This window comes from Nocardia brasiliensis, assembly GCF_042691675.1.
Taxonomy (GTDB): Bacteria; Actinomycetota; Actinomycetes; order Mycobacteriales; family Mycobacteriaceae; genus Nocardia; species Nocardia brasiliensis_D.
The window spans coordinates 7,979,463-7,992,476 of record NZ_CP170507.1 but is presented as its reverse complement, the minus strand read 5'-3'; the positions used below and the strand labels follow the sequence as shown (position 1 = coordinate 7,992,476).

Genomic DNA, 13,014 nt, shown 5'->3' with positions numbered 1-13,014 from the left:
CGCCGAATGAAGCGACGGGTGCTCGCGACAGCTCCCGGTGCCGGGCGTATCGTGCGGTTATGACCGGATTGGACCGCCCGCGGCGGTTGCGCCGCACCCCCGCACTACGCCGTCTCGTGGCCGAAACCACACTGGAGCCACGGCAATTGGTGTTGCCGATGTTCGTGGCGGACGGCCTGGAGGAGCCGCGGGAAATCAGTTCGATGCCGGGGGTCCAGCAGCATTCGCTGGACTCGCTGCGCAAAGCGGCCGTCGAGGCGGTGACGGCGGGCGTCGGCGGGCTGATGCTGTTCGGCGTGCCGCGTCCGGAGGACAAGGACGCCACCGGCAGCCAGGCCAGCGACCCGGACGGCATTCTCAACCGCGGCCTGCGCGCGCTGGCCGACGAGGTGGGCGACTCGACCGTGATCATGGCCGATACCTGTTTGGACGAGTTCACCGATCACGGGCACTGCGGCGTGCTCTCCGTCGACGGCTCCGTCGACAACGACGCCACCCTGCACCGCTACGTGGAAATGGCGCTCGCCCAGGCCGCATCCGGCGCCGACCTGCTCGGCACCAGCGGCATGATGGACGGACAGGTCGGCGCGATCCGCCGCGGCCTCGACGCGGTCGGCCGCACCGATACCGGCATCCTCGCCTACGCCGCCAAGTACGCCTCGGCGTTCTACGGCCCGTTCCGCGAGGCCGTCGGCTCCTCACTGGAGGGCGACCGGCGCACCTACCAGCAGGACCCGGCGAACCGCCGCGAGGCCCTCCGCGAACTGGAGCTGGACCTGGCCGAGGGCGCGGACATCGTGATGGTGAAGCCGGCCATGTCCTACCTCGACATCCTGCGCGATGTCGCCGACCACTCGCCGGTCCCGGTCGCGGCGTACCAGATCTCCGGCGAGTACTCGATGATCACCGCCGCCGCCGAGCGCGGCTGGATCGACCGCCGTGGCGCCATCCTCGAGTCGCTGATGGGGATCCGGCGGGCGGGCGCGGACATCGTGCTCACCTACTGGGCGACCGAGGCCGCACACTGGTTGTCGTGACGAACCTGCCGAGACCGGTCGGCGCCGCGCCACCGCCCGCGCCACCGCCGATGCCGGTAGATGTCGGTACTTCCCGGCAATTGTGGTGGGGCGTGGTCGGATTCGGCGTGGTGCAGCTCGTCGCGTCGGTGATCGCCGCGCTGCCACAGCGACACAGCTTCGCCAAGCAGGTCTTCGAGCAGGCCAGGGCGCAGGACCCACAGGTCACCCTGGCCAGTGCCGAATTGATGGTCACGCTCGTCTACGTCGTAGTGGTGTTCATCGGGCTGGCCGTCGCCGGACTCGCGCTGCTGATCGTGCACCTGTTCGCCCGCGGCAAGTTCTGGGCCCGCACGATGCTGACCATCGTCGGGGCGTGGCTGGTGGTGATCGGGGTCGGCGCGCTGTTCGCGTTCAACTCGGTGACCGGGACGGCCTCGCTGGTGGCGGGCGGCGCCGCGATTGTGCAAGCGGTGCTGGCGGGTGGCGCCATTTACCTATCCCACCGCCCGGAGTCCACCGCGTATTTCCAGATGAGCCGTCGGTGAACGATTGGCGCCCGAGTTTGTCGGAGAAACGCTGGCATGTATCGTGAGGGTTGTCACAGTGGACATGGGAACCGGTAGTCGTTTCGGCAAATGGCTCCGGGGAATCGGAGACATCAATGCGAGTGGTGATCCAACAGCCGCAGAGCATTCGGCGCGAATTGGCCGTGCTCAGCTTGCTGATCCTCTTCGGAGTGCTCACCGTCGCCGTTCTGCTGCTGCCCGGTCTCACGCGCTGATCCCGCTTTCCGCCTTGTCGATTCGCGGTGCGGTCGCGTGACCGAGGCGCGTGGCGACTCAGGTGTGTCGTTCGCCGAGCCGGGCGCGCGGTGGCGAACCGTGGCCTACGGGCCCATTCTGTGCCTGATCATTTTCATCCTCGAATTGGCGACCGGTAGTTCCGTGCACTGGTTCGCTCTTCTTTTCTGTGGCTCGCTGATCGCGATATTCGTTGTGCTGCAAGTGATTGCGGGCCGACGGCACGTCAGTGTCGAACTCACCGACACCGCATTGCGTGAAGGCACCGAAACATTGCCGCTCACGTCCATTGCCGCCGTGCTCCCCGCACGCGACGACGACTCCTGGGACGAGCGGGATTGGGAGTCGGCGCGAGCATTGGGTGAGCTGAGTGGCGTGCCGCGGCGACGCACCGGCATCGGGTTGCGGTTGACCGACGGCAGTCTGGTGCAGGCTTGGGCGAAGGACCATCGGGCGCTCCGGGCCGCGTTGAGCGCGGCCATCGGTCAGTCCGCCGAGTCCGACGACATCGAGGCGGCAGCGAGCGATACAGCGCCAGCCGATCGGGCAGCCGAAGTGGCGGGCAGGGACAGCGAGAACGGAGTGGACCGTTGAAGGGTTGGATCACGCTGACCGCCGTCGAACTCGGCTTGGTCGTGCTCGGGCTCGTCGCCGCGGTACTGAGTTGGCGCAACGGCATCGAGACCACCACCTTCGCGGCGATGGGCGAGGCGCCGGAATTCGTCGCCACCCGCTACGTCGCGCCCTGGTTGGTGCTCGCCACGGTGCTGTTCGCGATCGCCGGCGTGCTCGCCATTGATGCTGTCACCCGCGTGCTGCGCCGTCGACAGTCCCGCTGACCCGCCGCAGGCACCGTTTCGGCCCGCGGATCGCGGGAACATCGAATCCATGAAAGCCATAGTCACTGTCAAGCGAACACTGCTCGGCGCGGCGGCCGTCGGCATGATCGGCGCCGCAACGGTGGCTCCGGCGGCCGCCGCACCCGCCGAAATGTCCCCGGCCCCACCGCCCGCGGCGGTTCCGGTGCTCATCCAAAGCGCGCCGCCACCGCTGTTGCACGCCCTACCCACCCCACTGGCCTGCCTGGTGACCACCGGCTTCGCCCTGTGGTGCATCGGCATTACCTGAGAGTCGAGGCGGGAGAGCCCCTGCGGCCGTTAGTATTTCGGCCGTCAGCTGTATGTGTGTCGATGAAGGATTGGGTTTGATGAACCGGCTTGCTGTGAAAGTCTGTGCCGCACTGGCGATTGCCGCCGCGATCGGGATCGGCGCCGGGCCCGCGGGTGCGAATCCCGGACTTCCGCTGGAGCCGGCGGGTGCCGTCGACGCACCGCTGAGCTCGGTCGACGCACCGGTTCTGGTGCCGGATTCCGGTTCCGCGGGCCCGTACAACACGTTCATGTGTCACCTGCACACCGTCTCGGCGCAGGTGCCCTGCATGTACGCCTGAGTGCGCTAGTTCCAGTTCTGGTACATGTCGAGCACGCGGCCGTTGCGGGTACCGGGGGCGTTCAGGTACACGGTGATCGTCCCGTCGGGGTGGTTGGCCGCTTCCATGATCGCCTGCCGCAGCGACGCGTGCACGCCACCGTTCTCGTCCTTGTAGATCCCGGTATCGGCCTTCAGACCCACCCCGATCCGGCTCAGCGGCACGAACATGGTGATCACCGCCGGGATGGGTCCGTCGGCGACGACCCTGGTCTCCGCATGACTCAGTTGCAAGCCGATCCGGTCGGGCTGCACGACCGGATCAGCGGCGGCGGCCGAACCCGCGCCGAACGCGACGGCCGCGCCGACGAGCACCGTGGACACCGCAGCACTGAACATGGCAAACCGCATAGAGATCCTCCGGGGCAGATGAATGTTGACGCCCGAGATTACGCACCAGCAATCTTGCGGCGACCGAATACGGCGTAAACACCGTCCCGGCGTGTTGCGGTCTGCGTCACCACCACTACACCCTGTCGTCGACCCGTTCCGATCGGGCTGAGACACTGGAGGCCGTGAGTTCTTCTCCGCGCGTGACCAGCGCATCGGTGCCGGTTTCCGCCCAGCTCTTCGACCGGGCTTGTTCGGCGATCCCGGGCGGTGTCAACTCTCCGGTGCGGGCCTTCAACTCCGTTGGCGGCACACCGCGATTCATCGCGTCCGCGCACGGTTACACCCTGGTCGACGCCGACGGCAACGAGTACGTCGACCTGGTGTGCTCGTGGGGCCCGATGATTCTCGGGCACGCGCATCCCGCGGTGGTCGAGGCGGTGCGGCGGGCCGCGGTCGGCGGGCTGTCCTTCGGGGCGCCGACCGAGGCGGAGATCGAGTTGGCCGAGGCCATCATCGAGCGCGTCGCGCCGGTGGACCGGGTGCGCCTGGTGAACTCGGGCACCGAGGCCACCATGAGCGCGGTCCGCTTGGCCCGCGGCTACACCGGGCGCGCCAAGATCATTAAATTTTCCGGCTGCTATCACGGTCACGTCGACGCGCTGCTCGCCGACGCGGGCTCCGGCGTCGCCACCCTCGGCCTGCCGACCTCGCCCGGCGTCACCGGCGCGCAGGCGGCCGACACCATCGTGCTGCCCTACAACGACCTCGACGCCGTCGCCGCCGCGTTCGCCGCGCACCCCGACGCGATCGCCTGTGTGATCACCGAGGCCGCGGCGGGCAATATGGGCGCGGTGGCGCCGCTGCCCGGCTTCAACGCGGGGCTACGGAAGCTGACCGCCGACAATGGCGCGCTGCTCATCATGGACGAGGTGATGACGGGATTCCGGGTGAGCCGCGCGGGCTGGTTCGGTCGCGAGGGCGTCGCAAGCGACCTCTACACCTTCGGCAAGGTGATGAGCGGCGGCCTGCCCGCCGCCGCGTTCGGTGGCCGCACCGAGATCATGAATCACCTGGCCCCGCTCGGCCCGGTCTACCAAGCGGGCACGCTGTCCGGTAACCCGGTCGCGGTCGCCGCGGGCCTCGCCACGCTGCGCGCGGCCGACGACGCGGTGTACGCGGCGCTCGATCGGAATGCGCAACGGCTCGGCGCATTGTTCGGTGAATCGCTCAGTGCCGCAGGCGTTGCGCACCAGGTGCAATTCGCGGGCAATATGGTGAGCGTGTTCTTCGCCGAACGCCCGGTCACCGACTACGCCGCCGCCAAGGCGAGCCAAACCTGGCGCTACCCCGCGTTCTTCCACGCACTGCTGGACGGTGGTGTGTACGCGCCGCCGAGCGCGTTCGAGGCGTGGTTCGTCTCCGCGGCGCTCGACGAGGACGCATTCGACCGTATCGCCGCCGCCCTGCCCGCCGCCGCACACGCGGCCGCGGCCGCCACTCCCGAAGGATCCCGCGCGTGAGCTCCGATCACGATCAGCCCGATGCCGACGAGCGCGAGCTAGCACAGTCCGCCACCGACCCCGCCGACGCGGCGAGTACCGCCGACGCCGCCGAGCCGGGTATCGAGCCCGCCGTCGAGTCGGATGCTGTCGAGTCGGGTACCGAGTCGGCCGCGGCCGGGTCGGTCGCCGGGCTGGGTACCGCGCCGGTCGCCGATGCCCGCCCCGCCTCGGGTGCCGTCGAGTCCGGCGTGGCCGGGCTGGGTACCGCGCCGGTCGCGGATTCGGCTGCCGACTCCACGGTGATCGATGCCGGCGCGCAATTCGCCGCCGCCGCATCGGGCGCGGGCGACCAGATCCCCTCCGTTGAGGAAAGCCCCAGTGCCGCACCGGGTTCGGCGTCCAAGCCGAACGCCGCCGGCGCGGAACAGCGGGTGCACGATGCCGGTACCGCGCCCGTGGAGACGATCGTGCACGTGCTGCGGCACGGCGAGGTGCACAACCCGAACGGGATTCTCTACGGCAGGCTGCCCGGGTTCAGTCTGTCGGTGACCGGCCGGTCGCAGGCGGGCGCCGTCGCGCGCGCGCTGACCGATCACGACATCGCCGTGGTCATCGCCTCGCCGCTGCAGCGGGCCCAGGAGACCGCGGAACCCATTGCCACGCAACATCATCTGATCGTGCGGACCGATGAGAACCTGATCGAGGCGGGCAACACCTTCGAGGGCCTGCGGGTCTCCGTGGGTGACGGCGCGCTGCGCAAGCCGCGGCACTGGTGGAAGCTGCGCGATCCGTTCACCCCGTCCTGGGGCGAGCCGTACCTGCAGATCGCGCACCGGATGCTGGCCGCGGTGAACAAGGCGCGCGTCGAGGCGGCCGGGCGTGAGGCGGTGCTGGTGTCGCATCAGCTGCCGGTCTGGACGCTGCGCCGGTTCCTGCAGGGGCAGCGGCTCTGGCACGACCCGCGGCAGCGGCAGTGCTCGCTCGCGTCGCTGACGTCGCTGGTCTACCAGGGCGACACCCTCGTCGACATCGTTTATTCCGAGCCCGCCGGTGGTTCGGATCCCTCGGTACACGGCGCATGAACTGGCCCACCTCGTCCGTCACACCGCCCGCCGCGCGCGCTGCCCGGCGGGTCGTTCCGGCTCTGCTCGCGTGCGTGGCATTGATCGCCACGCTGGCCGGCTGCTCGAGCGGTAAGGACGCGGTGGCCTCCGGCGGCACCTTCGAATTCGTCTCGCCCGGCGGCAAAACCGACATTTTCTACGACCCGCCGAGCTCCCGCGGCACCATCGGCAAGCTGGCCGGGCCCGATCTGATGACCGCGGGCAAGACCGTCTCGGTGGCCGATTTCCCCGGCCAGGTCGTCGTCCTCAACCTGTGGGGCCAGTGGTGCGGTCCCTGCCGCGCCGAGGCGCCCGCGCTCGAAAAGGTCTACGCGGCAACGAAAGACAGCGGCGTCGCCTTCCTCGGCATCAACGTCCGTGACCCGCAGCAGGACAAGGCGCAGGACTTCGTCGTCGACAACAAGGTCGGCTACCCGTCCATCTACGACCCGGCCATGCGCACCCTGCTCGCACTCGGTGGCAATTTCCCGACCAGCGTCATTCCCACCACCCTGATCCTGGATCGTCAGCACCGCGTCGCCGCGGTGTTCCTGCGCTCGTTGCTGGCCGACGATCTGCAACCGATCGTTCAAAAAATCGCCTCGGAGGAAGCACAGTGAATCGCGATCGTCGTACCCGTACCCTGCGTGCCTGTCGCCCCCGGCAGGGTGCCCGCCGTATCGGCGGCGCCTGGGCCGTCGACGACCGATGGAAGGGCATCGCCACCGTGCCGCGCAGCGTGGCGGCGGACTCGCTGCTCGACTTCGCCGTGCTGTTCGACACCACGGAGGAGACGACCGAACAGCGCGTCGTATTGCGCGGCGACGCCGAACCGGCCGAGGAGACGCCGGAGGGTGAGGGCGTGTGAGCCCCCGCGTGACCACGGTGGCTGAGTGATGGTGCTGGCCGCCGTGGGGGATTCGTTCCAGCAGACGGCCGCCAGCGGACCGTTGCTGCTGGCATTGGGGGCCTGCCTGCTGGCCGGACTGGTGTCGTTCGCTTCACCGTGTGTGGTGCCGCTGGTACCGGGTTATCTGTCCTATCTCGCCGGGCTGGTCGGTGCCGAGGCGCCGCCCGCCACCGTCGCGCAAGCCCAAGGTGCCCAGTCGGGTTCGGTTGCCGTCGAGGCCGCCAAGCGCGACGCGCGCACCGGGCGGATGCGGGTGGCCGGTGCGGCCGGGCTTTTCGTCGCGGGATTCACTGTCGTGTTCGTGCTCGCCACCGCGACGGTTTTCGGCGTCATCCAGACCTTGAACGTGAATCGTGAACTGCTGCAACGTATCGGCGGTGTGGTCACCATCCTGATGGGCCTGGTCTTCATCGGCTTGGTGCCCGCGTTGCAGCGCGACACCCGGATGGAACCGCGCAGGCTGACCAGCATCGCGGGTGCGCCGCTGCTCGGCGGCGTGTTCGCGCTCGGCTGGACGCCATGCCTCGGCCCGACGCTGTCCGGCGTGATGGCGGTGGCCGCCGGCACCGACGGGACCACCGCGGTGCGCGGGGTGGCGCTCATCGTCGCCTACTGCCTCGGCCTCGGTCTGCCGTTCGTGATCCTGGCGTTCGGGTCCGCCAGCGCGTTGCGCGGAGTCGGTTGGCTGCGCCGCAATTCGCGAACCATCCAGATCGTCGGGGGGATGCTGCTCGTCGCGGTGGGCATCGCGCTGGTCACCGGGATGTGGGACCAGTTCGTCAGCTGGGTGCGCGACGCGTTCGTTTCCGAGGTGACGTTGCCGATATGACCGTGCAGGACCATCCGGTGACCGAACCCGTGTCACCACCGCGGCAATCCCCGCTCGGCCGCCTCGTGGCGTTCGTCCGCAATACCTGGCGCGGGCTGACCAGCATGCGCACCGCGCTGGTGCTGTTGTTCCTCCTCGCGTTGGGCGCGATTCCCGGCGCGCTGCTGCCGCAGCGAAATCTGAACGAGCAGAAGGTCGCCCAATACATCGCCGACCGGCCGACGCTCGGTCCGTGGATGGACCGGTTCGAGCTGTTCGACGTGTTCGCCAGCTTCTGGTTCACGGCCATCTATGTGCTGCTGTTCATTTCGCTGGTCGGCTGCATTCTGCCGCGCACGGTCGACCACTATCGCGCGCTGCGCACCCCGCCCGTGCGGGCGCCGCGCAACCTGACCCGGCTGCCGCACCACTACTCCGGCACCGCCGAGCAGACGCCGGATGATGTCATCGCGCAGGTGCGTAACGAGTTGCGCGGCTGGCGAACCGAGGTCAGACCCGGCGCTCGCGACGGCGAAATCACCCTCGCCGCGGAGAAGGGCTACACCCGCGAACTCGGCAACCTCGTCTTCCACCTCGCCCTGGTCGGACTGCTGATCGCCATCGCGGTCGGCAAGCTGTTCGGCTACGAGGGCAGCGTCATCGTCATCGCGAACAACGGTCCCGGTTTCTGCACCACCTCGCCCGCCGTCTTCGACTCGTTCAAGGCGGGCAATGTCAACGACGGCACCGGCATGGCGCCGATCTGCGTGCGGGTCAAGGACTTCAAGGCCGACTACCTGTCCAACGGCCAGGCCGAAATGTTCACCTCGAACATCGAATACCAGTCCGGCGACGATCTGCAGAGCAACACCTGGCGGGCCACCCAGATCCAGGTGAACCATCCGTTGCGGGTCGCGGGGGATCGCATTTATCTGCAGGGTCACGGTTTCGCGCCGAAGTTCACCGTCACCTTCCCGAACGGGCAGACCCGCACCGAGTCGATCCAGTGGCGGCCCGACGACGCGATGACCTTCCTGTCCAGCGGGGTGTTGCGGATCGACCCGCCCGGCGGCATGTACGCCACCGACGAGGAACGCCGCAAGAACCAGATCGCCATCGAAGGGCTGTTCGCACCGACCGCGCTGTTCCACGGCACCCTGATGACCTCGGCGTATCCGGCGATGAACGATCCGGCCGTGGCCGTCGACATCTACCGTGGCGATACCGGACTCGACACCGGCAAGCCGCAGTCGCTGTTCGCGCTCGACCCCGAGCAGGTCAAGCAGGGACGGCTGAGCAAGGAAGCCAGGGTGAACCTGCGCCCCGGCGAGTCGACCAGCCTGCCCAACGGGACCAAGGTGACCTTCGACGGTGCAGAGGAATTCGTGAACCTGCAGGTGTCGCACGATCCGGCCCAGCAGTGGGTGCTGATCAGCGCGGTGACCATGATGGCGGGCCTGCTGGTCTCGCTGCTGGTGAAGCGCCGCCGGATCTGGGTCCGGGTCTATCCCGACGAGGACCGAGCCGGTACCTTGGGCGTACGACGCACCGTAGTAGAAATGGGCGGGCTGGCGCGGACCGATCAAGCGGGCTGGGGCAGCGAGTTCGACCGGCTACGCGCGCGCCTGCTCGACGCGCGGCCCGACTCGGCGGCCGCCGCGAAGACCACGGGAGAGTAGAGATGCCGATCAACGAGACCATCGCGCGCTACAGCGATTTCTCGTTCAAGACCGCGATCGTGGTCTACGCGCTGGTGCTCGTGCTGCTGATCTGGCAGTACGCCACCGCGCGCAGCCGTCAGGTCGCCGAGCGTGAACTCGTGTCCGTCGGCGGGCCGGGCAACGATCCCGCGCTGCCCGGTCGCGTCGTCGGTCCGCCGGCGAAGTCGCTGTCCGAGCGCCTCGGCAACATGGCGTTCTCGGTGCTCGTCGTCGCCATCGTCCTGCACATCGCCTCGATCGTGCTGCGTGGCTTCGCGACCCACCGCTTTCCGCTCGGCAACATGTACGAGTTCGTCACCATGGCGACCGCCGCCGCGGTCCTGATGGGCGCGGTCTTCCTGCGCGAGCAGCGCTACCGGTCGATGTGGGTGTTCCTGCTCGTCCCGGTCCTGATCCTGCTGTTCCTCGCGGGCACCATCCTCTACGCCGACGCGGCTCCCGTGGTTCCCGCCCTGAAGTCGTTCTGGCTCCCGATCCACGTCACCATCGTCAGCATCGGCAGCGGCGTCTTCCTCTTCGCCGGTGTCTCGAGCCTGCTGTTCCTGTTCCGCCTCCGTCAGCCCGAAGGGCAGGAGTCCACGAACGTCCTCGGCACCATCGCTCGCCGCCTCCCCGACGCGCGCACCCTCGACCGCCTCGCCTACAAGGCCACCATCATCGGCTTCCCCCTCTTCGGCGCGGGCGTCATCCTCGGTGCCATCTGGGCCGAAGCCGCCTGGGGCCGCTTCTGGGGCTGGGACCCCAAGGAGACCTGCTCCTTCATCGCCTGGGTCCTCTACGCCGCCTACCTGCACGCCCGCGCCACCTCGGGGTGGCGCGACACCAAGGCGGCCTGGATCAACGTCGCCGGTTTCGTGGCCATGCTGTTCAACCTCTTCATCATCAACATGGTGATCAGCGGCCTGCACTCGTATGCCGGGTTGAACTGAGCTGACCAGCTGCCCACGGCGACCGGGTTGCGGACGTTGTGGGGCTGGGCGTTCGGGTCGGTTTCGATGAAGTCATCGATGCCGACCCAGGGAGTGCGATAGCATTGGCGCATAACCCATTCCGGGTCGATTTGTTCGAACGCCGTTGCCGCGCAACACTATTGCGGTTGCAACTTTGCGTTTCACGGGCACTGCCGCCCTGCTGCGGTGGCGGTGACCAGAATTCGTGATCAACGCAGGAGGCACGACGCTATGGAGATCGAGTCGGGTTTCTACTACCTGAGGAATCTAGCTTCGGGAAAGTACATCGGACGCCTGCTTGCGGAGGACCAGTCCCTGCTCCCTAAGCGGGTCGTGAGCCTGCCCAATCAGTTCGCCGGGCAGACAAGGTTCCTCTTCGAGAAAATGTCGGACAACGGATACAAAGTCACCGTCAATGGCGGCAGGTTGATCGAAATCGATGAGCGGCTCTTCGCGGCCCTGCTCCCGGAGCCCGACCCGGACCAGCGGTGGAACTTGGCTCAGGACGAACGGACGGGGGCGAACCATTTCGTGATCATCGACCCGGACAAGGGATTCGAGCGGGCGCTCAAGGACACCGAGCAAGAAGATCGGGCTCAGTTGGCCGTCGGGTTCGTACCGGTAGGCAGGAGTTTCCCGCCGTTTTATCCACCGGACGCCGTCTGGGCCTTCGAAAGGGCGGATGACTGACGGCTGAGAGCCGCGGTAGTGCCTGGACCACCGCCAGGGTCCAGGCACTGCGGCGGTTCGAAACCACGGCGGCTTCAGAGCCTGGCGACGCAGACGACGAATTGGCGTTGGTGATAGACGATTCCGCGGTCGCCCGAGGTGCAGGCATTGACGTCGGTGGTGGCTTGTTTGATTTCGACCACCTTGACCGCGTCGGGGACGCCGCGGACGGTGCAGTCGACGCGCTTCGGTTGGTGCGGAACCAGTTGCATGCAGCCGTCGACGATCCAATCGATATCCAGGCAGAGTGCGGTTCCGGTGTGGTGGTAGGTGTGGTCGGCGTCGCTGGGGCAGTGGGCGTTCGGCGGCGCTTTCTCGATGATCCGGTAGGTGGAATTCGCGCTGCCGCAGGCGGTTTTCCCGAAGACGGTGTGCTCGCCGGTGCCGTGGAGTTCCACACACTCGCCCACATCGACCGGGAGCACGGCGGCGGATTTATTGACGGCGCCGCGAACGGCGGAGCTGGGCGGCGGAGTCGTCGTTGCCAGGAGTTGGGGTTCCTCGGTCACCGAGGGCGGTATCGACGTGGTTGCCGCACTGGCGGTCTCATCGGCCCGTCCCGGTCCGTTGGGGGTGGGCTCCTCGGGCGGATTCAGTGACAGCGCGACCGCGCCGACCACGGCCGTCGCCAGTGCCGTTCCGATTACGAAGACCGACAGGACTATTGCTGCACGTTTGCGTGGGCTGGGCACGAAAGGTCCTCCATGGCGGTAACGCTTCGACCCCACCCCCGCCCGGGTTCGAAGTTCGAAACTTGCACTTTGCAGCTCACGCAATGCTTACACCATGCGACGCCTGCCCGTCGACCCTTTGCCCTGCAACACGTTCCGGCCGAACGGGCGCGTCATCACCGCTGGTCCAGGTCGTTTGACTAGATCACAATTGGACAACGATGAACGGCGGGACTCTTACCAATTGTCCTGTTGGGCAACAAGCTACGTGTCGCTGTACACGTCATCTGGCTGTCCGAGCCGGACGTCCCGTGAGAAGGAAATGCTGAATGAAGTTCGGCCTGTTCGCTGCCACCACCCTGTTTGCCGTCGCCGCGGTAGGAATAGCTGCGGGAACTGTGCATGCCCAGCCGTCGGCCCCCGATGAGCCGTCGACCTCCGGCGTCGAGCAGGGAATCGAGTACCGCACCGTGCTGACCGAGAACGCCGGAGTCGTCACCACGGCCGTCGAGGGTGGCACCTTCGCACTGTCCGACAATGGCGCCGCGGTCACGCTGACCTCCGCCGCGGGCGCCGTCGTCACCCGAGTCCCGCTGACCTTCGAGGTTTCCGGCAGCAGGCTGTCGGTCGCGCACCAGATCAGCGACAACGGCCGACAACTCGTGCTCACGCCGACTGCCGACGCCGAGGCGATCGGGGAGATGCAGCCCATCAGTTCGATGGCCCGGCTGGTCGCCGAGCTCAACAAGAACGTCGTCGGCGTCGTCGCGGGCGGCCTGCTCGGCGGCCTGCTGGGCAGCCTGGTCGGCCTCGGCTTCTTCAGCATCCTCACCGGTCCCGTCGGCCTCGTCGTCGGCGCGATCGCCGGCGGCTACCTCACCGGCGGCCAGTCATTTCTCGACGCGATGACCGCGGTCGTCAATGGTGAGCCGTGAGATCGCCGGCAAGTTAGTGGCGCATATCACGTGACTGTCGGCGTG

At 67.8% G+C, this 13,014-nt stretch carries 17 protein-coding genes; 15 read left to right on the top strand and 2 right to left on the bottom strand.

Annotation, left to right across the window (positions count from 1 at the left end):
- Window positions 1–59: 59 nt before the first annotated feature.
- The 6 genes from hemB (at window position 60) to ACFK0J_RS36800 (ending at window position 3,269) form a co-directional block, all read left to right on the top strand.
- Window positions 60–1,037 (top strand): porphobilinogen synthase, encoded by a 978-nt coding sequence (gene hemB, locus ACFK0J_RS36825; RefSeq protein ID WP_378734294.1) that lies wholly within the window; start codon window positions 60–62, stop codon window positions 1,035–1,037.
- Entirely contained in the window at window positions 1,034–1,564 is a 531-nt protein-coding gene (locus ACFK0J_RS36820) for a hypothetical protein (RefSeq protein WP_378734293.1), read from the top strand. The genes hemB and ACFK0J_RS36820 overlap by 4 nt, the downstream gene beginning before the upstream one ends.
- Window positions 1,565–1,837: 273 nt before the next feature.
- Window positions 1,838–2,413 (top strand): hypothetical protein, encoded by a 576-nt coding sequence (locus ACFK0J_RS36815; protein WP_378734292.1) that lies wholly within the window; start codon window positions 1,838–1,840, stop codon window positions 2,411–2,413.
- Complete coding sequence (locus ACFK0J_RS36810) at window positions 2,410–2,658, top strand: hypothetical protein (protein WP_378734291.1); 249 nt, start codon at window positions 2,410–2,412, stop codon at window positions 2,656–2,658. The genes ACFK0J_RS36815 and ACFK0J_RS36810 overlap by 4 nt, the downstream gene beginning before the upstream one ends.
- A gap of 49 nt (window positions 2,659–2,707) precedes the next feature.
- Window positions 2,708–2,947, top strand: coding sequence for a hypothetical protein (locus ACFK0J_RS36805; RefSeq protein WP_378734290.1), 240 nt, complete (start codon window positions 2,708–2,710; stop codon window positions 2,945–2,947).
- 79 nt (window positions 2,948–3,026) lie between these two features.
- Window positions 3,027–3,269 carry a hypothetical protein gene (locus ACFK0J_RS36800; RefSeq protein WP_378734289.1) on the top strand — a complete coding sequence of 81 codons (243 nt, stop codon included), beginning with the start codon at window positions 3,027–3,029 and terminating at the stop codon, window positions 3,267–3,269.
- 5 nt (window positions 3,270–3,274) lie between these two features.
- On the opposite strand, the gene ACFK0J_RS36795 is transcribed toward ACFK0J_RS36800, so the two are convergent.
- On the bottom strand, window positions 3,275–3,658 hold the full coding sequence (locus tag ACFK0J_RS36795) for a hypothetical protein (RefSeq protein WP_378734288.1): 384 nt from the start codon (window positions 3,656–3,658) through the stop codon (window positions 3,275–3,277).
- A gap of 164 nt (window positions 3,659–3,822) precedes the next feature.
- Between ACFK0J_RS36795 and hemL the strand changes: the two genes are divergently transcribed.
- The 8 genes from hemL to ACFK0J_RS36755 all read left to right on the top strand — a co-directional run bounded on the left by hemL (window position 3,823) and on the right by ACFK0J_RS36755 (window position 11,324).
- Window positions 3,823–5,160 carry a glutamate-1-semialdehyde 2,1-aminomutase gene (hemL, locus tag ACFK0J_RS36790; protein ID WP_378734287.1) on the top strand — a complete coding sequence of 446 codons (1,338 nt, stop codon included), beginning with the start codon at window positions 3,823–3,825 and terminating at the stop codon, window positions 5,158–5,160.
- A 413-nt stretch (window positions 5,161–5,573) separates the two neighbouring features.
- Window positions 5,574–6,224, top strand: a complete 651-nt coding sequence (locus ACFK0J_RS36785) for a histidine phosphatase family protein (RefSeq protein ID WP_378743280.1) — start codon at window positions 5,574–5,576, stop codon at window positions 6,222–6,224.
- On the top strand, window positions 6,221–6,865 hold the full coding sequence (locus tag ACFK0J_RS36780) for a TlpA disulfide reductase family protein (RefSeq protein ID WP_378734286.1): 645 nt from the start codon (window positions 6,221–6,223) through the stop codon (window positions 6,863–6,865). Before ACFK0J_RS36785 ends, ACFK0J_RS36780 begins: the two co-directional genes overlap by 4 nt.
- Entirely contained in the window at window positions 6,862–7,113 is a 252-nt protein-coding gene (locus ACFK0J_RS36775; RefSeq protein ID WP_218471924.1) for a hypothetical protein, read from the top strand. Before ACFK0J_RS36780 ends, ACFK0J_RS36775 begins: the two co-directional genes overlap by 4 nt.
- Window positions 7,114–7,141: 28 nt before the next feature.
- A complete protein-coding gene (locus ACFK0J_RS36770; RefSeq protein WP_378743278.1) occupies window positions 7,142–7,984 on the top strand; it encodes a cytochrome c biogenesis CcdA family protein in 843 nt (280 codons plus the stop codon).
- Complete coding sequence (locus ACFK0J_RS36765) at window positions 7,981–9,642, top strand: cytochrome c biogenesis protein ResB (RefSeq protein WP_378734285.1); 1,662 nt, start codon at window positions 7,981–7,983, stop codon at window positions 9,640–9,642. Before ACFK0J_RS36770 ends, ACFK0J_RS36765 begins: the two co-directional genes overlap by 4 nt.
- 2 nt (window positions 9,643–9,644) lie before the next feature.
- Window positions 9,645–10,613 (top strand): c-type cytochrome biogenesis protein CcsB, encoded by a 969-nt coding sequence (gene ccsB, locus ACFK0J_RS36760; RefSeq protein ID WP_378734284.1) that lies wholly within the window; start codon window positions 9,645–9,647, stop codon window positions 10,611–10,613.
- A gap of 252 nt (window positions 10,614–10,865) precedes the next feature.
- Window positions 10,866–11,324: an I66 family serine proteinase inhibitor gene (locus tag ACFK0J_RS36755; protein WP_378734283.1), complete on the top strand. Its 459-nt coding sequence runs from the start codon at window positions 10,866–10,868 to the stop codon at window positions 11,322–11,324.
- A 74-nt stretch (window positions 11,325–11,398) separates the two neighbouring features.
- Here ACFK0J_RS36755 and ACFK0J_RS36750 read toward each other — a convergent pair whose 3' ends face one another.
- Entirely contained in the window at window positions 11,399–12,055 is a 657-nt protein-coding gene (locus ACFK0J_RS36750; protein WP_378734282.1) for a hypothetical protein, read from the bottom strand.
- Between the two features lie 308 nt (window positions 12,056–12,363).
- Between ACFK0J_RS36750 and ACFK0J_RS36745 the strand changes: the two genes are divergently transcribed.
- Window positions 12,364–12,969, top strand: a complete 606-nt coding sequence (locus ACFK0J_RS36745) for a hypothetical protein (protein WP_378734281.1) — start codon at window positions 12,364–12,366, stop codon at window positions 12,967–12,969.
- Window positions 12,970–13,014 lie beyond the last annotated feature (45 nt).